General features: G+C 62.0%; 18 protein-coding genes. 10 read left to right on the top strand and 8 right to left on the bottom strand.

Annotation, left to right across the window (positions count from 1 at the left end; genetic code table 11):
• Positions 1-397: 397 nt before the first annotated feature.
• The 4 genes from ACQKEN_RS24675 to ACQKEN_RS24660 all read right to left on the bottom strand — a co-directional run bounded on the left by ACQKEN_RS24675 (position 398) and on the right by ACQKEN_RS24660 (position 4605).
• Positions 398-2881, bottom strand: a complete 2484-nt coding sequence (locus tag ACQKEN_RS24675; protein WP_427689408.1) for a penicillin acylase family protein — start codon at positions 2879-2881, stop codon at positions 398-400.
• A gap of 260 nt (positions 2882-3141) precedes the next feature.
• A complete protein-coding gene (locus ACQKEN_RS24670; protein ID WP_427689407.1) occupies positions 3142-3786 on the bottom strand; it encodes a glutathione binding-like protein in 645 nt (214 codons plus the stop codon).
• A gap of 122 nt (positions 3787-3908) precedes the next feature.
• Positions 3909-4115, bottom strand: a complete 207-nt coding sequence (locus tag ACQKEN_RS24665; protein WP_427689406.1) for an SEC-C metal-binding domain-containing protein — start codon at positions 4113-4115, stop codon at positions 3909-3911.
• 4 nt (positions 4116-4119) lie between these two features.
• Entirely contained in the window at positions 4120-4605 is a 486-nt protein-coding gene (locus tag ACQKEN_RS24660) for an LEA type 2 family protein (RefSeq protein WP_065992587.1), read from the bottom strand.
• A gap of 114 nt (positions 4606-4719) precedes the next feature.
• On the opposite strand from ACQKEN_RS24660, the gene ACQKEN_RS24655 reads away from it, so the two are divergent.
• On the top strand, positions 4720-5325 hold the full coding sequence (locus ACQKEN_RS24655; protein WP_427689405.1) for a hypothetical protein: 606 nt from the start codon (positions 4720-4722) through the stop codon (positions 5323-5325).
• Between the two features lie 45 nt (positions 5326-5370).
• Here ACQKEN_RS24655 and ACQKEN_RS24650 read toward each other — a convergent pair whose 3' ends face one another.
• On the bottom strand, positions 5371-5844 hold the full coding sequence (locus ACQKEN_RS24650; protein WP_427689404.1) for a YchJ family protein: 474 nt from the start codon (positions 5842-5844) through the stop codon (positions 5371-5373).
• Positions 5845-5854: 10 nt separating this feature from the next.
• On the bottom strand, positions 5855-6352 hold the full coding sequence (locus ACQKEN_RS24645; protein ID WP_427689403.1) for a DUF6231 family protein: 498 nt from the start codon (positions 6350-6352) through the stop codon (positions 5855-5857).
• A 243-nt stretch (positions 6353-6595) separates the two neighbouring features.
• Here ACQKEN_RS24645 and ACQKEN_RS24640 point away from each other — a divergent pair, with 243 nt between their 5' ends.
• The 3 genes from ACQKEN_RS24640 to ACQKEN_RS24630 all read left to right on the top strand — a co-directional run bounded on the left by ACQKEN_RS24640 (position 6596) and on the right by ACQKEN_RS24630 (position 9021).
• The gene (locus ACQKEN_RS24640) at positions 6596-7297 is read left to right on the top strand and encodes an OmpA family protein (RefSeq protein WP_427689402.1); all 702 of its coding nucleotides are present in this window, start codon (positions 6596-6598) and stop codon (positions 7295-7297) included.
• A 682-nt stretch (positions 7298-7979) separates the two neighbouring features.
• Positions 7980-8255 (top strand): DUF1145 domain-containing protein, encoded by a 276-nt coding sequence (locus ACQKEN_RS24635; RefSeq protein WP_133777091.1) that lies wholly within the window; start codon positions 7980-7982, stop codon positions 8253-8255.
• Positions 8248-9021 (top strand): collagen-like protein, encoded by a 774-nt coding sequence (locus ACQKEN_RS24630; protein WP_427689401.1) that lies wholly within the window; start codon positions 8248-8250, stop codon positions 9019-9021. Before ACQKEN_RS24635 ends, ACQKEN_RS24630 begins: the two co-directional genes overlap by 8 nt.
• 86 nt (positions 9022-9107) lie before the next feature.
• Here the strand turns inward: ACQKEN_RS24630 and ACQKEN_RS24625 are convergent, their stop codons facing one another.
• Positions 9108-9572 carry a CopD family protein gene (locus ACQKEN_RS24625; protein ID WP_427689400.1) on the bottom strand — a complete coding sequence of 155 codons (465 nt, stop codon included), beginning with the start codon at positions 9570-9572 and terminating at the stop codon, positions 9108-9110.
• Between the two features lie 129 nt (positions 9573-9701).
• Between ACQKEN_RS24625 and dinG the strand changes: the two genes are divergently transcribed.
• From dinG to ACQKEN_RS24595, 6 genes are all read left to right on the top strand, one after another.
• Positions 9702-11846: an ATP-dependent DNA helicase DinG gene (dinG, locus tag ACQKEN_RS24620; RefSeq protein ID WP_427689399.1), complete on the top strand. Its 2145-nt coding sequence runs from the start codon at positions 9702-9704 to the stop codon at positions 11844-11846.
• 111 nt (positions 11847-11957) lie between these two features.
• Positions 11958-14324, top strand: coding sequence for a beta-agarase (locus tag ACQKEN_RS24615; protein WP_427689398.1), 2367 nt, complete (start codon positions 11958-11960; stop codon positions 14322-14324).
• 74 nt (positions 14325-14398) lie between these two features.
• Positions 14399-15547: a serine hydrolase domain-containing protein gene (locus ACQKEN_RS24610; RefSeq protein ID WP_427689397.1), complete on the top strand. Its 1149-nt coding sequence runs from the start codon at positions 14399-14401 to the stop codon at positions 15545-15547.
• Positions 15548-15697: 150 nt separating this feature from the next.
• Complete coding sequence (locus ACQKEN_RS24605) at positions 15698-16810, top strand: OmpA family protein (protein WP_427689396.1); 1113 nt, start codon at positions 15698-15700, stop codon at positions 16808-16810.
• Between the two features lie 48 nt (positions 16811-16858).
• Positions 16859-17506 (top strand): pyridoxamine 5'-phosphate oxidase, encoded by a 648-nt coding sequence (pdxH, locus tag ACQKEN_RS24600; RefSeq protein ID WP_427689395.1) that lies wholly within the window; start codon positions 16859-16861, stop codon positions 17504-17506.
• 197 nt (positions 17507-17703) lie between these two features.
• Complete coding sequence (locus tag ACQKEN_RS24595; protein ID WP_037012225.1) at positions 17704-18168, top strand: glycine zipper 2TM domain-containing protein; 465 nt, start codon at positions 17704-17706, stop codon at positions 18166-18168.
• A 116-nt stretch (positions 18169-18284) separates the two neighbouring features.
• Here the strand turns inward: ACQKEN_RS24595 and ACQKEN_RS24590 are convergent, their stop codons facing one another.
• A complete protein-coding gene (locus ACQKEN_RS24590; RefSeq protein WP_427689394.1) occupies positions 18285-19898 on the bottom strand; it encodes an NAD(P)/FAD-dependent oxidoreductase in 1614 nt (537 codons plus the stop codon).
• Between the last annotated feature and the right edge of the window lie 147 nt (positions 19899-20045).

Raw genomic sequence — 20045 nt, 5'->3', positions numbered from 1 at the left:
TCCATGTCCTGACGGCGCTCTCGCCGCATCCATGCGGCTCGGCCCACTGCGCGAGACCTGCGTTCAGCCTGCACCCAAGTCGCGATTTGTGGTGTTTGAGCCTTTTGCGTATGAAGATCAAAAGCGCGTCCAAGCAGATCAAAAGCTTCCCGGCTAAAGCCGGTCCCACTGAGGGTACGCGGTGTGCTATTTAGTGGGACCGGCTTCAGCCAGGAAGGGGCCGGTTTGGACGCCATCAATCTTGGATGCGCGCATCGCTTTTAGTGGGACCGGCTTCAGCCGGGAAGAGGCCATTTCAGGCGCCACTTCTTCCCAGGCATCAACCACCTGATCGTTCCCACGCTCTGCGTGGGAATGCATCCCGCGACGCTCCGCGTCATCATGGATGGCTCGACCATTACTTCCCGGGCGTCAGTGTCAGGCGCTGCTTGCCGTAGGCTTTTTCAAAGTTTTCCGGTTGCATTGGCACGGACATGTACAGGCCTTTCATCCAGGGGTCGATGCCGTTGGCGTTGTACGGGCTGGCGGGGTTGCCGGATTGGCCGGCGGCGTTTTGCGCCATCATCGGTTCTTGTTGGGCGAAGTCGACGATGATGCGCATGGCCGGGACGACGGCGGCGTTGAAGTCCTGGCCCCAGTGGAAGCCCGACGCATTGAGCGTAGTGTGGTCACCGCCGGTGGCGATCGGGCCTTTGAGCACGCTCGCCTTGTTGCCGCCCAGCGCGGCGGTAAGTTGGGCGCTCTGGGCGGTCCAGGTGGTCTGGTGCAACTTGCCCCATTGCCAGGCCTTGTGATCGGCGCCCAACTGGGTTTCGCCGACGCTGATTGCAGCGGCCAGGCTGCGGGCGAGGATGGCGGGTTTGTCTTCTTTCTGCGGGGTTTTCACGTCGTCCCAATACGGACTGTCTTCGCGGCCCAGCAAGTGATCGGCTTGGGGCGAGTAGGACAGGTCCGCGCTTTGCACCAGCGCTTTCCAAGCTGGGCTGGTTTCCGGGCCGAGTTCGTCGAGGAAGGTCTGGCGGGCGCTTTCTTGCAGGAACAGTTCGTAAATCGCCGCATCAGCCGAACCCGGCGACAGTCGGCCGTCGAACGCCATCAGGCGGCCCAAGGCTTCGCGTGCCTTGTCGCGGTCTGGCGCGGGCAGGGCGTCAATGGCTTGCTTGAGCGGCGCAGACATGCCCGGCGCGGAGAACATTTTCTTCAGTTTGGCGGCGAAGGTCGTGGTCTGGTCGTATTGCATGGCGACGGTGCTGCGGGTGTCCTGCTTGCCGGTGTTGGCCAGTTCGGCGATGCGTTCGGCACGCTCCGGGTAGTCCCACGAATTGGACAGCTGCATGCCATAACCTTTCGGCACGGTGCGCTGGTTGGCGGTGGCAATCCAGCCTTGCTGCGAATCCTGATCGTAAGGATGCAGCATCGCGTCAGCGTAGCCGTCCCAGTCGAACCGGCCGTCCCAGCCCGGCGAAGGAATCAGGCCGAGCCCGTCGCGGCGGTTCGGGTATTTGCCGGTCACTTGCCAGCCGGTGTTCGAGGCATCGGCGAACACCATGTTCAGGGTGATGGCGCGGATTTCCCGGGTGGTGTCGAAGGCCCGCTGCACGTTTGGCGCGCGGGTCAGATCGAAGAGGGCGTCGAGGGTTTTGTCGTCCCTGGCGTCCGGCGTCTGCAGGGCAATGCCCAGGCCGCTGGCCAGTTGCGCAGAACTTGCGTTGAGCAACGGGCCATGACGGGTTTCGTAGGCAGGCTCGCGCACCGGGCTCTGGCCTTTGACGAAGTAGGTTTCCTCATGGGCGCCTGCCGCGATCCATTTGCCGTCGGCCATGACCATCAGGCGGTTGTTTTCGCGCTTGAGCTTTTCCAGGAACAGGTCCTGGTTGTCGCCCATTGCCGGGCCCATGCCCCAGGCCAATTTGCCGTTGAAACCGGACAAGATCAGCGGCAAGCCCGCAACGGTCGCCCCCGCGGCCTGGTATTTCGGCGAGCGGATCTGCACGAAATTCCACATCGACGGCAGGGTCGGCGCCAGTTGGCTGTCGGTGGCCAGCAGGCTCTTGCCGGCGCGCGCGCGTTGCGGTGAGATCACCCAGTTGTTCGACGCCGAAACGCCCAGCAGGTTGAGGTCGGAAAGCTGCAACGCCGCTTTGTCCAGATCGCTCAGGCCCGGCAGCTGGCTGCCCAGATTCAAGCCTTTGAGCTTGTCGGCTTCAGCAAAGGGCAGCTCTTCGTCGGGATAGGTCGGCAGCAGCCAACCCAGTTTGTCCGCCCCGACTTTCTGCGCCAGCACCAGCGAGGAAATCTCCTCCTGCAGGTTCACTGACAGGCTGAAGTTGAGCAGGCTAAAGATCAGCGCCGAGTCTTCAGGCTTCCAGTATTCAGGCTTGTAACCCGAATCGGCGAGATCGGCCGGCAGCTTGTCGCGGTAGCGGAACAGGTAAGCGTTGACGCCGCGCGCGTATACCTCGAAGAAGCGTTTCAGGCGCGGCGATGAGGCCGCATACAGCTGGCCGGCGGTCTGTTTGAGGTTGGCGGCGCGCATCATACGGTCGAGATCGAGAGCGCCCGGCCCTGCGATTTCCGACAGCCGGCCCTGGGCGAGCAAGCGCATTTGCATCATTTGCGTGATGCGGTCGGTCGCGTGAACGTAACCGAGGGTGAACAGTGCGTCATGGAACGTGCTGCTTTCAATCAGTGGCATGCCCAGATTGTTGCGGCGAATCGAGACGTTCTGCGCCAGCCCTTTAATGGCAAACACCCCGCTGGCAGGCGGCAGGCTGTCGCGGTCTTCACCGCCCAGCTGGCAACCGGCCAGGCTCAAGAGTCCGATCATGGCAGCGGCCACGCTCATGCGCGTTTTCAACGTCGAAAGGGCTGGCGAGGCCATGATGAAGCTCCTGCGGGGGTGTGCGTAGAAAAGGCGCTACGTTAGAGAGCAGGCGAGCGCCACGCAAGACGGGGGAGGGAGTTTATTTTCGGGGCTTCCCGGAGGGAATATCAGCGCAGCTCCCTGAACACTATCAGTCCGCAGGAGCTGGCTGGCTGGCGAAGTTGCTGCGTTAGGCTCGTCGATGGCAGCTGACCCAGGCGGTTCGCCAGCAAGCCGGCTCCTACCGGGTGTGTCTGCACGTCGGACACCCACGTTGATTACGGCTTGGGCGGATTGATCTTGTCGGCTAGCGCATAGGCCCGCTTCACCGCATCCCTATTGGCCACGGCGTCAAACCAGCGCTTCAAGTGCGGGAAGTCATCCAGGTTCTGCTGCTGGAACGTATGCGGCACGATCCAGGGGTAGATCGCCATGTCTGCGATGCCGTATTCCTCGCCCGCAACAAAGGTGCGATCGGCCAGGCGCTCGTTCAACACGCCGTACAAGCGCGCGGTTTCGTCGACGTAGCGCTTGATCGCGTAGGGAATCTTCTCTTTGGCGAACCGATTGAAATGGTGATTCTGACCGGCCATCGGGCCCAGGCCACCCATCTGCCAGAACAGCCACTGCAGGGTTTCCTGGCGGCCGCGCAGATCGGTTGCAATGAACCGGCCGGTTTTCTCGGCCAGGTACAGCAGGATCGCGCCGGACTCGAACAGGCTCAGCGGTTCGCCGCCGTCAGCAGGCTCGTGGTCGACGATGGCTGGAATCTTGTTGTTGGGGGAAATCTTCAGAAAATCGGATTCAAACTGCTCGTTCGCGCCGATATTGACCGGGAAAATTTTGTACGGCAGGCCCGCTTCTTCGAGGAAAATCGAGACTTTGTGGCCATTGGGGGTGGTCCAGTAGTGCAGATCGATCATTGCGCGCTCCAGGTGAAGTCATCACGACTGCCATTAAGGCTGCACCTGTTTTACGCCTTCAAACGTCCCTCGCACAAATGAAAACGGCCTGAAGGTTCAGGCCGTAGAACGTGCTCGGGCGATTATGCGCCGTGGCATTTCTTGAATTTTTTCTTGCTGCCGCAAGGGCAAGGATCGTTGCGACCAACGTCCTTGAGCGTATTGCGTACGGGTTCTTGAGGCGCGTGGCCGCAATGCGGGCCGTGCACGTGGCCGTGGTCATGATGTTGATCGTGATGGTCGTGATCGTGGTCACAATCAGGACCGTGCACGTGGGCTTGCTGGTTCATGGGGTTACTCCGGAATCAAATCGCCGGGGATTATGTCGCCATTGCGCCCGATGCGCACGCTGTGTCCGAATAAAAATCCGGTCTTGAGCTTGCCTTCCAACCGGTAATGCACCGGCTGATTGGCTTTGCCCAGCACCTTGGAGATGTCCTTGAGGTGCTCCCACAGATTGGTGCGGATCGGTACGGAAAAGTTTTTGTGGCTGTTGGCTTTGACGATGAACCAGTCGCTGTAGACGCCTTCGCTGAGCAACATGTCATTGAGCAGAATCTTGTAGCGCAAACCACGGACCAGCAGGCTGGAGTCGTTGGGGTTGTCGACCCGAAAGCGCAGCTTGAAGTCCTGACGCAGCAACTTGGCCTTGACCACCTCGACCTTCAGCAGCTTGACGTCGGGGTCTTCAAAGCCGCCGGTTATCCAGGTCGAGCAGCCCGACAGCGCCAGGAGCGCGAAGAGGCCTGCGATTCTGAGGACGTGTGCTGCAAACATCATGGGTCGCTCCCTTATGTCCGGTCTGATAGGCCCGGTCTGACCGCCACTTCACGTGACTCGCCGTTCTCTACAGCCTGCGCCATACTCGCGCCATGTGTCGAAGGAGTATTGACCATGAAGCTCTACGAAATTGTATTTTCCGGCCAACTGGTGCCCGGCGCGCAGCCGGATCTGGTCAAGGCCAACCTGACAAAGCTGTTTCAGGCGGACGCTCAGCGCATCGCGTTGCTGTTCTCCGGTCGTCGGCTGGTGCTGAAAAACAACCTCGATGAGGCGGCCGCCGAAAAGTACCGTTCGACCCTCGAACGCGCCGGGGCCCTGGCCCAGGTTGTGCCCATGGTGCACGTCGTTGAGGCGCCGGTCGTGGAGGCGTCGGGTGTGGTTGAAGTGGAGGAGGTTGAACTGGCGCCGCCGCCGGACGAGCCGACCTGGACGCGCAAGCCTTCAAGTCTGGCCGCGCCGCGCAACGACACCACGCCGACCCGCAAAGCCAGCGTCAAACCGCGCGACGTCTACATGGCAGCGTTTGTGGACGTCGATGCGCCTGACTTCACCCTCTCGGAACCGGGCCAGGACGTGCAGGATCCTAGAATGCCGGCACGTGCGCCGCAGCTCGATTTGTCTGGCCTGAGCTTGGCACCGGCTGGCGCTGATCTGGGTCAGGACAAACCGGTTGAGCACGCGCTGGTGCCGGACGTTTCCCACATCAGACTGGCCTGAGGACTGCCTGTCCCTGAGTGGTGACTCGCGTCGCCGCTTAGAAGGTCAGGTGAGATAAGCCGAACAGCACTTCTTGAATTTCTGCTGGCTGCCACAGGGGCAGGCGTCGTTACGACCGGCTTTGAGCGACACCGTCGGGTCGATGAAATACCAGCGTCCATCATGCTGCACAAACGCCGAGCGCTCGCGATGACGGTGCTCGCCATCGGCGTCGTGCCAGCGGGCGGTGAAGGTCACAAATGCGTGTTCAGGCTGACCGCCGATCAACTCGGTGCCTTCGACTTCCAGACCCAGCCAGGTGCTCTGGGCGCTCCATTGGCTGATCGCATCACGATCCAGCCCGGCCTTCTGCGCCGGCAATGTGGTGTCCAGCAAGTAATCCACCAGCCCCAAGACATAAGCGCTGTAGCGCGAACGCATCAGCGCTTCGGCGCAGGGCGCGGGTTGACCGGCGTGATAGCGACCGCAGCAACCGTCGAGAAGATTACCGCTGCCGCAAGGGCATGTTGCGCTGCTCATAATGCGTTTCTCACCACCAGTACTTGCCGTAATTCTCCGGATTGGCCCAGAACCTCGCGTTCAGCCAGTCCGGCACCTGTTTGTACTCGCGCAAATCGTAGGTGAACAGCGTGAGCACTTGTTCATCCCGGGAAAACCGTTCGCTGGCCTGCAGTGCCAGCGAGTAGAAATCGGTGGATTGCCAGCCGCAGGCATCGAGATCCGCGAGCACGGCGATCCGGCTGGCATTGAGGTTGCGGATACCGCCCAGCAACTCCAGCCCCGCACGCTTGGGCATGTGTTCAAGGCAGTCCACCACCAACGCCAGATCGAAGCGCTGTCCGGCCAGATCGGCAGGCAAAGGTCCCGGCGCGGCCTGGGCCAGTTGGGTCTGCGGATGCGCTTCGCAAAAAGCCTGCAACGCCGGAAAGCCCTCGGCGCCAATCAGCAGCAAACGCTTCGGCGCATAAAGGTCCAACAGGGCGGCGAGGGCCTGTTGCGGCGTGCGGCTGGAGAAGCGGTCGGTCATTGTAGTTCCTCGGTCAGGCGGGCAAGGGTAGCGTGCTGAACTCCGATGGCCTAGTGCTTGAACTTTTTCATTGGGCGCTATGACAAAACGTACGGAGTGAAGGCAAAAGGCTATTCCCCACAGAAGAGTCCGAATTGTGCGGTGAAATCCCGTAAACCCCTGAAATCAGGGTGGCGAACGGCCCCACACGCGTCTTTACTGCACTTCAGTCGGTTTTAGCCGATTCCAAAGGAGAAGAACTGTATGAGCATGATTCGGACAGCGTTACCTCTGATTTTGGTTACCAGTGTATTGACGGGTTGTGCGGGCTTGCAAAAGACCGACTGGCCTCTGTGTGCGGCCGGTGGTGCGCTGAGTGGCGCAGCGATCGGCGCCTTCCAGACCGCGTCGGTGGCGGCAGGCTTCGGTGCTGCGGTGGGCGTCATGGCCGGCGCGTATTGCTGGACCCATGGGGATGGCGATGATGACGGCGACGGCGTCCTTAACAGCAAGGACAAATGCCCGGACACGCCGAAAGGCACTCCGGTCGATGCGACCGGTTGCCCGATCGTGACACCGGCCCCTGAACCGATGGCCGCGCCGGCAGTGCTGCCGAAAGAAGAGATCATCACCATCCGTGACGTGCACTTCGAGTTCAACAAGGCCACGCTGACCCCGGGCGACAAGCAGCAACTGGACATGGTCGCGACCAAACTCAAAACCGAAGCCCCGAACGTGCAACTTCACGTCAGCGGCCACACCGACAGCGTGGGCAGCGATGCCTACAACCAGAAACTGTCGCAAAAACGTGCGCAATCGGTGACCGACTACCTCGTCAGCGCCGGCATCCCGCGTGCCTCGTTCGCGTCCGTCGAAGGTGACGGCGAAGCCCGCCCGGTGGCCGACAACAAAACCGCCGACGGCCGAGCCCTGAACCGCCGCGTCGAGATCAAAATCAACCGTTGAGACAAGGTTGAAGCGTTAAAGGAAGCCCCGGTTTGAAAGCCGGGGCTTTTTTTATTGTCAGGAATTGGAACGCCATCGCCAAGGCAGCTGACACGCCACAGAACCTGTAGGAGCCGGCTTGCTGGCGAACGCGGTTAAGCATTCACTGCTGTGGTGTCTGCTCGGATGCATTCGCCAGCAAGCCGGCTCCTACAGAGCCATGCATCAGTCAGCAACAGCCAGGTGCAGTCAGTGGGACCGGCTTCAGCCGGGAAGCCGTTGCCGTTGTCGTTGCCGTTGCTTTAGATCTCCATACGCAAAAAGCCCAGACACCGCAAAACGCGACTTGGGTGCAGGCTGAACGCAGGTCTCGCGCAGTGGGCCGAGCCGCATGGATGCGGCGAGAGCGCCGTCAGGACATGGATGTCCGTTCGGCGCGGGCCCACGGAGCGAGACCGGAGTGAAGGTATTCCGACGAAGGAGGAACCCAACCAGGAGCAGGCACCCTTGGTTACTTGGGGATGGTGCGACTTTCGACTTTTCCAAGTAACTCGCCGAAGGCGAAACGATCTGCCGTTAGGCAGAGCTTTTTCTTGGCCGCAGCCAACTTTTGAAACCTGCCTCTGGCATAGTCCCCCGCCTCACCGTACTGTGCGCAAACCGTTTTCACCGTACAAAAAATTAAAAACAGCAGAGGCACCACATGAGTGTGATTTGGGGAACAGGGAAAGTACTGACAACAGCATTCTGGCTACTGATAATCACCAGCCTGACCATCGCCATGCCGCACCCCTTCGGCCTGATGTTCAAACTGGCAGGCGGCCTGCTGTTGCTCACCCACATCATCGAACTGATCAGCTACAACGCCAGCTTGCGCGGCCGCCCCCATCCCTGGCGCGATCGCCTCCAGATTCTGCTCTTCGGCCTATTCCACCTGAACACATTCAAACGCCCACAGGCGGAGGTACACCATGCGTAATGCGATGCTGATGACGGCAGGCCTGCTGTCCGCCCTGACCAGCCCCTGGATCATGGCCCAGACCATTTCCGTCGAAACCCACTCGCTCATGCGCCTGCCCTCCAAAACCAGCGTATTGCAACTGGACCGACTCGAAGTCGCCGACTACGGCACCCTGCTGATCCCGGCCGGGCTCACTGAAGTCAAAGTCGGCCAACTCATCATGGGCCACGAATCACGCATCGCCATCGTCCCGAGCGTCGAGCCGTTCAGCCTGCAAGTCAAACAGGGCGACCTCGGCAGCGGCGCCGAAATCACCGCGCGGGGCGCCCCGGGCACCTTCGAGAAACCGCCCACCCCAGGCCGCAACCTCAACCTGCGGATCGAACAGCTCAACGCTGACCAACTCTTTGTCGACGCCCGCGGCGGCGCAGGCTCGCCCGGTTACGTCGGCCTCGACGGCGGCAACGGCATCGATCCGGGCTGCACCTGGGGTTCTGCCAGTCGCGGGATTGACGGCGACAATGGCGGCAACGGCCGTGATGGCGCGCCGGGTGCGCTCGTTCGTCTTGAGCTCCCGGCGACTTTCGGCAATGAGCGCATCAAGATCAACGTACAGGGCGGCGCCGGTGGTATCGGTGGCGACGGCGGTCGCGGCGGCAAAGGCGGCGCGTCCAAAGGCTGCGTGGTCTATCGCGCTGACGGCGCCAAGTCTGGCAAGAACGGCGACAAGGGCCAGTCCGGTGCAGCAGGGCCAACGGGCGCTATCGTGGTCCGCAATTTATAAGCACCGATCTGTTGTAGAAGCGCGCCTGCCAGGGATGCCTGAATACCCTACGCAGCAGGCGCGTTTTTACAGATCAAAAACCGGGCTTAGAACATTGGCCTGATGGCAGCGATCGCCACAACAGCCACCCCGATCATCAGATTGATCCCCACCAGACGCCGAATTCCCCCCATCGCGGCCGCGCCCTCCGCCCATTGCTCGGCAAGTACCGCCTTGCGCAACTGCGGCAGGTTCAGCGTCGAAACGCGCAGAAACAACGCCACCATCACCACGTACAGACCCATCATCACCTGCACATAGCGGGGCGCGGTCTGAAAGCCGCTGAAGTTGACGTTGATCATGCCGATTCCGGTCACCGGCAGCATGATCACCGCGCACCAGACCCACACGAAGAAACGCGGCAGTACCTGCAGCCACAGCTTCAGCCGCGCCGGGCCCTCCAGGGCGGCGATGACCGCCGGTCGAAGAATCATCCAGGCGAAAAACATCCCTCCTACCCACACAATCGCTGCCAACACATGCAAGGCGTAGACAAAGGCTACAGGTGACATCGAGAACTCCGATCTGCGCAGAAAGAATTAGCGCGGTATGATAGCCGCCCGCTGCGACTACTGAAGATATATCCAGCGGTTTTCGTGTTTTCATTCAGCACCCGTGACGCCGAGCCAACGACCCAGCCCATGATCAGCACCGAACTCAAATCCCAGATTCAGGGCGCCTACTCGCGTTTCCTCGAAGCCAAGAGCCTCAAGCCTCGTTACGGCCAGCGCCTGATGATCGCTGAAGTGGCGAAGGTACTGGGCGACGTCGACACCGACGAAGAAGGCCGCCGTTCGGGTGATCCCGCCGTGGTAGCGGTCGAGGCGGGGACCGGCACCGGCAAAACCGTGGCCTACGCCATCGCGGCCATTCCGACCGCCAAGGCCGCCGGCAAACGCCTGGTCATCGCCACCGCGACCGTCGCGCTGCAGGAGCAGATCGTCTACAAGGACCTGCCCGACCTGATGCGCAACAGCGGCTTGAACTTTTCGTTCGCGCTGGCCAAGGGCCGTGGCCGCTACATGTGCCTGTCCAAGCTCGACATGCTGCTGCAGGAAGGCGACGCCCAGAGCGCGACCGCCCAGCTGTTCGAAGAAGAAGGCTTCAAGATCGAAGTGGATGAGGCCAGCCAGAAGCTCTTCACCACCATGATCGAAAAGCTCGCCGGCAACAAATGGGACGGCGACCGCGACAGCTGGCCCCAGGAACTGGCCGACCAGGACTGGGCGCGCCTGACCACCGATCACAGCCAGTGCACCAACCGCCATTGCCCGAACTTCCAGCAGTGCGCCTTCTATAAAGCCCGCGAGGGTATGGGCAAAGTCGACGTCATCGTCACCAACCACGACATGGTCCTGGCTGACCTGGCACTGGGCGGCGGTGCGGTCTTGCCCGATCCCCGTGACACCCTGTATGTCTTCGACGAAGGTCATCACCTGCCAGATAAGGCGATCGGCCACTTCGCCCATTTCAGTCGCCTGCGCTCCACCGCTGACTGGCTGGAGCAAACCGCCAAGAACCTCACCAAGTTGCTCGCCCAGCACCCGCTGCCGGGCGACTTGGGCAAGCTGATTGAGCAGGTCCCCGAGCTGGCCCGCGAGATCAAGACCCAGCAGCAGTTCATGTTCACCGCCTGCGAACAACTGGCCGACTTCAAGCAAGGCGAAGACATGGAAGGCCGCGAGCGTCCGCGCCATCGCTTCGTCGGCGGTGTGGTCCCCGAGCACATGCGCGAGATGGGCATCGAGCTGAAAAAAGGTTTTGCCCGGCTCGACGACCTGTTCACGCGCCTGACCGAGCTGCTTAAGGAAGGCATGGACGGCGAGGTCAACATCGGCATCGCCAGCCATCAGGCGGAAGAGTGGTATCCGCTGTTTGGCAGCTTGCTGGCGCGCGCCCATGGCAACTGGGAATTGTGGACCGCCTTCACCGCCGAAGACCCGGAAAACAGCCCGCCCATGGCGCGCTGGCTGACCCTGGCCGACAGCGGCTCGCTGTTCGACATCGAGGTCAACGCCAGCCCGATCCTGGCGGCCGAAATGTTGCGCCGCAACCTCTGGAACGTCGCCTACGGCGCGCTGGTGACCTCGGCCACCCTGACCGCGCTGGGCAAGTTCGACCGTTTCCGCATGCGTGCCGGGCTGCCGAAAGACGCCGTCACCGCCGTGGTGCCGAGTCCGTTCCACCATGCCGACGCAGGCGTGCTGCGCGTGCCTGACCTGAAAGCCGACCCTCGTAACGCGGCCGAACATACGGCAGCCATCATCCGTGAACTGCCGAATCTGGTTGAAGGCTCCAAAGGCACGCTGGTGCTGTTCTCGTCGCGCAAACAGATGCAGGAAGTGTTCGACGGGCTGGAGCGTGACTGGCGCAAGCGGGTGTTCATCCAGGGCAATCTGTCCAAGCAGGAAACCCTCAACAAGCACAAGGCGCGGGTCGACGGTGGCGATGAAAGCGTCCTGTTCGGGCTGGCGAGCTTCGCTGAAGGGGTCGACCTTCCGGGCGCCTACTGCGAGCACGTCGTGATCGCCAAGATTCCCTTCGCCGTACCGGATGATCCGGTCGAAGCCGCGCTGGCGGAGTGGATCGAAGCGCGAGGCGGCAATCCGTTCATGGAAATCGCCGTTCCCGACGCCTCGCTGCGCCTGATCCAGGCCTGCGGTCGTCTGCTGCGTACCGAACAGGACCGCGGCATCATCACGCTGCTGGATCGTCGGGTCGTGACCCAGCGCTATGGCAAAGCCATCCTCAACGCACTGCCGCCATTCCGGCGCGAAATTTCCTGACCCCGTGTTGCAAATGAAACACGGTTGACCGGGTCTTACACTCGGTCCGCCCGGGTGCTCGCGATTCCTGCCGTGCTCCGGACCTCAGATGATCAAGGAGCTTCAGATCACATGATTCGCCGTTCACTGTCCGCCATACTTGCCACGCTGTGCGCGGGCATGGCCCACGCCGCGCCTGACGTGCAGCAAACGCTGTTCAATTTCGTCCGGCCCGCCGACGTGGTGAAGGTCACGACCCAGGATGCCGGGTTTCCCCAGGCCAACGCCGAACAGACCGCCGAAGGCGAAGTGCTGCGCCGGATCGTTTTCAATCCGGTCGCCAAACCCAGCCTGCGACTGACCCCCCAGACCGGCGTCTGGGACTGGAGTCACGACAGCGCCATGACCTTGCGCCTGCAAAGCGCGATGGACTGGGCATTGACGGTGTACGTGCAGATCGAAAGCCGCGACGGCAAAATCCTCACCAGCCGCATCGACCTGCCGGCCGGCCCGGCGCAAACCCTGGTGCTGCCGCTCAAGGCCAGTTCGCCGCTGAGCGAGGGCATGCGCGCCGGCCCACCGATGCCGTGGATGTACGAAGGGCAGCGCGTGTTGCTGGCCAGCACCGATGGTGAGCTGAACAGCGCTGAAGTTTCATCGGTCACCGTGTCGATGTCTCAACCCAACGTTGCCCAAAGTGTGCTGATCGAGAAATTCGGCGTGCAAGAGGGCGACGCGCTGCAAACCGCGGCCTACAGCAACCTGGTCGACGGCTACGGTCAGTTCACCCGGGGCAAGTGGCCGGAGAAGGTCACCAGCGACGATCAGCTCAAGGCGCTGGCGGGCAAGGAGCAGCAGCAGCTGCAAACCTGGCTGAAAGACCGTCCGGCCCACGACAAATATGGCGGCTTGCTCAGCGGCCCGTCGTTCGAAGCGAAGGGTTTTTTCCGCACCGAGAAGCGCGACGAGCGCTGGTATCTGGTGACGCCGGAAGGCCATCCGTTCTACTCCCTCGGCGTAAATGCCATCTCCGCCGACGAGAGCCAGACTTACGTCGAAGGCCGCGAAGCCATGTTCACCGGCCTGCCCGGCAGCGACGATCCGCTCGCCGCGTTCTACGGCAAGGGCGACGACAACCGCGAGACGGGCGCCAACCGAAACCGCCAGTTCGATCAGGGCCGCTGGTTCGATTTTTATGGTGCGAATTTACAGCGCACATACGGCGTGCCGAAGTGCGTTGAAGTCTCAAAGCCTGTTGATCCGGCGGATGACGAAGACGAAACCCCAGCCGCCACACCCGCCACGAGCGCATCCACTGGCGACAGCGCGACCGAGCAGAGCGAGCCAGCGCCGCAGCCCGAAAGGCCCGCCATGTCTGCGCCTGCAATGGAATGCAAGCCGGTGATCGTGGACCACAAACGCTGGGTTGATCACACCCTGCAACGGTTGCAGGCGTGGGGTTTCAACACCGTCGGCAACTGGAGCGAGCCCGCGCTGCAAAACCTCGAAAACAGCAAAAAGGCACACGTGCCCTACACGTTGCCGCTGTCCATCGTGGGTGATTACGTGAGCATCAGCACCGGCCAGGATTGGTGGGGCGGCATGCCTGATCCGTTCGATCCGCGCTTCGCCATGGCCACCGAGCGGGCCGTCGCCATTGCTGCGCGCGACCATCGCGATGATCCGTACCTGATCGGTTACTTCGCGGATAACGAATTGGCCTGGGCGGCGCCGGGCAACGATCCGAAGGATCGCTACGCATTGGCCTACGGCACGCTGAAGCTGACCACCGACGTGCCGGCCAAGCGCGCGTTTCTCAAGCAGTTGCGTGACAAGTACCGCAACGAGGAAGGGCTCTCCAAGGCGTGGGGCATCCATCTCGCCGCATGGGAATTGATGGAAGACCCGGGCTTCGAGCCGCCGCTGCCGAGCGCAGAGCACCCGGAGATCGAAAACGACTTCAGGTATTTCCAGCGCGTGTTCGCCGAGACCTATTTCAAGACCATTTCCGACGCGCTCAAGTGGCATGCGCCGAACCATCTCCTGCTCGGCGGCCGCTTTGGCGTCACCAGCCCCGAGGCGGTCGAAGCCTGCGCCAAGTTTTGCGACGTGCTGAGCTTCAACCTTTACACCCTCAAACCCCAGGATGGCGTGGACTTCGCGAAACTGCGCGTGCTCGACAAGCCTGTGCTGGTCACCGAGTTTCACTTCGGCTCCCGCGATCGCGGGCCGTTCTGGGGCGGGGTACTCGAAGTGCCGCGCGAGGAAGATCGCGGTCCGGCGTATGCCAACTTCCTGAAGAGCGCGCTGGCCGAGCCTTCCATTGTCGGCGTGCACTGGTTCCAGTACCTGGACCAGCCTGTCACTGGCCGTTTGCTGGATGGCGAAAACGGCCATCTCGGGCTGGTGGGCATCACCGACGTGCCGTACCAGGGCTTCGTCGAGGCGGTGCGCAAGGCCAATGCACAGGTCGTGGATGTGATCGGCAAGCGCCCTTAACCGGGCGGTTCCCAAAGCGTTCAATCGCTGGAACAATGTTCGCCATTTTTGCAGCCCGACCGGAGAGCCAGACCGTGCAGATTCAAGGCCATTTCGAGCTTCAGTTTGAAGCCGTACGCGAAGCGTTCGCCGCGCTGTTCGACGATCCGCAGGAGCGCGGCGCTGCACTGTGCGTGCAGGTCGGCGGGGAGACGGTCGTGGATCTGTGGGCGGGCACGGCAGACAAGGATGGCAGCGAAGTCTGGCATAGCGACACCCTCGCCAATCTCTTTTCCTGCACCAAGCCGTTTACGGCGGTCACGGCCTTGCAGTTGGTGGGCGAGGGCAAGCTGAAGCTGGATGAGCCCGTGGCGCGTCTCTGGCCCGAGTTCGCCGCCAACGGCAAACAGTCCATCACACTGCGCCAGTTGCTGTGCCATCAGGCCGGGCTCCCGGCGATCCGTGAAATATTGCCGGCCGAGGCGCTTTACGACTGGCAGGCCATGACAACCGTATTGGCTGCGGAGGAGCCCTGGTGGACGCCGGGGCAGGGCCACGGTTATGCCGCCATCACTTACGGCTGGCTGGTGGGCGAGATGATTCGTCGTGCCGACGGGCGCGGTCCGGGTGAATCCATCGCCGCGCGTATTTCGCGCCCGTTGGGCCTGGATTTCCATGTCGGTCTGGCCGATGAAGAATTTCATCGCGTCGCCCACATTGCCAGAGGCAAGGGCAATACCGGTGATGAGGCCGCACAGCGCCTGTTGCAGACCACGATGCGCGAACCTGCGTCCATGACGGCGCGGGCGTTCACCAACCCGCCGTCGATCATGACCAGCACCAACAAGCCCGAATGGCGGCGCATGCAGCAACCTGCCGCCAATGGCCATGGCAACGCACGCAGTCTGGCCGGCTTTTACAGCGGCTTGCTCGATGGCAGCCTGCTGGACGGCGACCTGCTCAACGAACTGACCCGCGAACACAGCATCGGCCAGGACAAGACGCTGCTCACCCAGACCCGCTTCGGTCTGGGCTGCATGCTCGATCAACCCACGGTGCCTAACGCGACGTTCGGGCTGGGTGCCAAGTCGTTTGGCCATCCCGGTGCAGGTGGCTCGGTTGGCTTCGCCGATCCCGAGCGCGATGTGGCGTTCGGGTTTGTCACCAACACCCTCGGTCCTTACGTGTTGATGGATCCCCGCGCTCAGCGTCTGGTGCGAGTGGTGGGTGAGTGTTTGCAATAACTATCGCCGTTAAGTGCTTGTTCTACCGACTGTCAGTTAAATCTGGATAACGCAGCCGTAGGGCGGTTTCTTTTTCCAAAACGGTCTTTATGCGTGTTATATGAGCGCTGCTTCGTTCATTTTCTGATCAATTATTCATGTGGGTCACCCATGTCAGCTAACAAAAGCCTCGCATTCGCCATCTGCCTCGCCGTCACCGGCTGTGCGCAAACCCCTCAGGATCAGTCGGCCAGCAATGACCACTGGTGGTCGTTCGGTTCAGGCAAAGGCGCCGATGCCGCTCCTGCAGCCCCAGCCCCAGCGCCAGGCCCGGCGGCTGCACAAGTGGCGAAAGCCCAGGCCGAAACCGGTACGCGCTGGTACTGGCCGTTTGGCTCTGACCACGGCGAGACCGAGAAGAAACCAGAGGTCGCCGCCACTCAACCGGCTGCCGCTCCGGCCGTTGCCCAGGCCGGCGACGCCAACAAGTGGTGGTGGCCGTTCGGCGCGACGGAAGCCAAAAAAGACGCCGCACCGATCGTTCCCAAAGTGGACCCGAAAGTGACCCAGGCCTGGCTTGATCTGAACGAGCCGAAGGTCCGTGAAGCGATCAAGGACAGCCAGTTCCAGCTCGAGCGCCGCGACGACATCCTGGTGGTGACTGCGCCGGTCGACAGTACCTTCAACCCGAAACGTCCGGAAATGCTCCTGCCGACCAACCTCGGCCCGATCAGCCGCATGGCCAAGATCGTTGAAGTCGACCCGCGCGCCGCCGTTCTGGTGTTGGGCCACAGCGATGTCGCCAGCGATGCCGATCTCAAGATCAGCCAGCAGCGCGCACAATCGGTCGCGGCGATTTTCCGCCTCAGCGGCCTGCAGCGTAACCGTCTGAGCCTGCGTGGCATGGGCGCCGATATGCCGCGTGCAGCCAGCGATAGCGTGCCGGGTCGCGCACTCAACCGTCGTGTGGAAATCATCCTGACGCCGCAAGACACCATGGTTGCCCAGATGGCCAAATACAACTTGCCGCCTGCGCCAACCCTGCTGGCTGTGCAAACGGCCAACGCGCCGGCTCCTGCACCCGTTGCGGCGCCGACCAAGGCTGTTGCACCTGTCAAATCGGCTGCACCGGCCAAGAAAGCCGTTGCTACGAAGGCTTCCGCCGCCAAAGCGCCTGCGGCCAAAAAAGCACCGGTGAAGAAAGCTGCGCCGGTAAAAGCCAAGGCAGCGCCTGCAAAAGCTGCGGCCAAAAAGCCTGCCCCGGATGCTCAATCCAGCAACTGAGGTTAACATCGGGATTCTGTTCACGGATCTCGATTAAGGAAGGCAGTGATGAGCCAGCGTCTGGCCGATATGCGTCGTAACTATGCCCGCGAAGGGTTGACCGAAGCCCAGGCTCCGGAAGAACCTTTCGCACTGTTCCATCGCTGGTTCAACGAAGCGGTCGAAACCGAGCAAGCGCCGGTCGAGGCCAACGCCATGACGCTGGCAACCGTCGACGCCGACGGTCGTCCGCATTGCCGGGTCTTGCTGCTCAAAGGCCTGGACGCTCAGGGCTTCACGTTCTTTTCTAACTACGAGAGCGCCAAGGGCCAGCAGCTGAGCGCCCGGCCTTTCGCCGCCATGACCTTTTTCTGGCCTTCGCTGGAACGTCAGGTGCGCATCGAGGGCCGCGTGTCCAGGGTCAGCCACGAAGAATCCGACGCTTATTTTCAGGTACGCCCCCTCGGCAGCCGCCTGGGCGCCTGGGCATCGCCGCAAAGCCGGGTGATCGCCGACCGTGAAGAACTCGAAGGGTTGCTCAAGGCTACCGAGGCGCGTTTCATGGACACCCAGCCTGAGTGTCCCGATCACTGGGGCGGTTATCGTCTGGTGCCGGATCGCATCGAATTCTGGCAGGGCCGTCCAAGCCGTCTGCATGACCGCCTGAACTATCGTCTGGTTGATGATGAGTGGCAGCGCGAGCGTCTCGCGCCCTGACCGCTGGTCTTCTGATCAGCCACAGGATCTCTGTCACACTTTTCTTTGAATCAATTTCAGGCGCCGTCGTCCACTGAAGTAGACGTCGGCGGGTTGCTGTATCACGCCTGAATAAACGTAAATTATCGGCACAGGACCGTGACATCGATTGGCGTCGCAGAGTCTAATGGCTACCTGTTCCTCTGGAGATAACTGTTATGCGCAAGTCTGTTCTGTTGGTTGCTTCGTTCACCGCCATGGCGCTGACGCTGGGCGGCTGTACTTCAAGCCTCACCGGCGACTCGTACTCGCGCGACGAAGCTCGTCAGGTGCAGACCGTACGCCTGGGCACGATCGAATCACTGCGTCCGGTGAAGATCGAAGGCACTAAAACGCCGATCGGCGCAGGTGCCGGTGCGATCGTCGGTGGCGTCGGTGGCAGCGCCATTGGTGGCGGTCGCGGCAGCATCGTGACAGCCGTGATCGGTGCGGTCGCCGGTGGTCTGCTGGGTTCGGCGGCGGAAGGCGGCCTGACCCGTGCCCAGGGCGTCGAGATCACCGTGCGCGAAGACGACGGCACCATGCGCGCTTACGTGCAGGAAGTTCAGGAAAACGAGATCTTCCGTGTGGGTGAGCGTGTTCGCATCATGACCGTCAACGGCACCAGTCGCGTCAGCCACTAAACCGCGCTGCATGGCCCGAAGCTGGATGTAAAGTCCGCTTGCGAAAACGCCCCGATGATTCGGGGCGTTTTGCATTTCAGCACGCTATATCAGCGCGGGGTTTGCCTGACGGCGGCTTATTCGGCGATACCCAACATGCTGCGAGCCAGCGCTTCAGCGATGCGGATACCATCGACACCGGCCGACAGGATGCCGCCGGCATAACCCGCGCCTTCGCCCGCCGGGAACAGGCCTTTCACGTTCAAGCTTTGCAGGTCTTCGCCACGGGTGATGCGCAGGGGCGAGGAGGTGCGCGTTTCAATGCCGGTGAGGATCGCGTCGTGCTGCGAAAATCCTCTGATCTGCTTCTCGAACGCGGGCAGCGCCTCACGAATGGCTTCGATGGCGAAGGCGGGCAATGCGTCGGCAAGGTCGGTCAGCTTGACGCCCGGCTTGTAGGAAGGCTCGACGCCGCCCAGGGCCGTCGACGCTTTGCCCGCGATGAAATCGCCCACCAGTTGCGCCGGGGCTTCGTAGGTTTCGCCGCCCATGATGTAAGCGTGGGACTCCAGACGCTCCTGCAGTTCGATGCCTGCCAGCGGGCTGCCCGGATAATCCTGCTCGGGGGTGAAGCCCACGACGATGCCGGAGTTGGCGTTGCGCTCGTTGCGCGAATACTGGCTCATGCCGTTGGTCACCACGCGGTTGGGCTCGGAGGTCGCCGCCACCACGGTGCCACCGGGGCACATGCAGAAGCTGTACACCGAACGGCCATTTTTGGCGTGGTGCACCAGCTTGTAGTCGGCAGCGCCAAGCTTCGGGTGACCGGCGTACTTGCCCAGTCGCGCGCGGTCGATCAAGCCCTGGGGGTGCTCGATGCGGAAGCCGACCGAAAACGGTTTGGCCTCCATGAACACGCCGCGCCCGTGGAGCATGCGGAAGGTGTCGCGGGCGCTGTGGCCCAGCGCCAGAATCACGTGCCGAGAGTCGATGCGCTCGCCGCTGTCGAGCAGGACGCCCTGCATCTGGCCGTCTTCGATCAGCACATCCGTGACGCGTTGCTGGAAACGTACTTCACCGCCCAGCGCTTCGATCTGATGACGCATGTTTTCAACGACGCCGGTCAGGCGGAAGGTGCCAATGTGCGGCTTGCTGACGTAGAGAATCTCTTCCGGCGCGCCGGCTTTGACGAACTCGTGCAAGACCTTGCGACCGATGAATTTCGGGTCTTTGATCTGGCTGTAAAGCTTGCCGTCGGAAAACGTCCCCGCGCCGCCCTCGCCGAACTGTACGTTGGATTCGGGGTTGAGCACGTTCTTGCGCCATAGGCCCCAGGTGTCCTTGGTGCGCTGACGGACTTCCGTGCCGCGCTCCAGAATGATCGGCTTGAAACCCATCTGCGCCAGCAAGAGGCCGGCGAAAATCCCGCACGGGCCGAAGCCGACAACCAACGGCCGCTCGCTCAGTTCGGCTGGGGCGTGGCCGACTACCTTGTAACTCACGTCCGGGGCCGGGCCGATGTGTTTGTCGTGGCTCAGGCGCTGGAGCAGGGCGGCTTCGTCGCGCACCTGGAAGTCGACGGTGTAAATGAACTGCAGTTCGGTGGATTTCTTGCGCGCATCGTAGCTGCGCTTGAACAGGGTGAAATCCAGGAGCTCGTCGCTGCCGATGGCCAGGCGCTGCAGAAGTGCGGGGCGCAGTTCGTCGTCCGCGTGGTCCAGCGGCAGTTTGAATTCGGTGATTCGTAACATTGAAAGATCCGGTTTCGGGCCGCAGGATCGGCCCGGCAGCACTACAAGAGCGCGCGATTATAAGCCAGATTGGGCGTGATGCGGTGGTCGCAGCGTACAGCGCAGGTGTGTAGGAGCGCGCTTGCCCGCGATCTGGCGCGGGCAAGC

The sequence above is a fragment of the Pseudomonas sp. NPDC078416 genome (assembly GCF_050268485.1).
In the GTDB taxonomy this organism is placed as follows: domain Bacteria; phylum Pseudomonadota; class Gammaproteobacteria; order Pseudomonadales; family Pseudomonadaceae; genus Aquipseudomonas.
The sequence above is the reverse complement of the archived record's forward strand: the minus strand, read 5'-3'. Positions and strand labels throughout refer to the sequence as shown.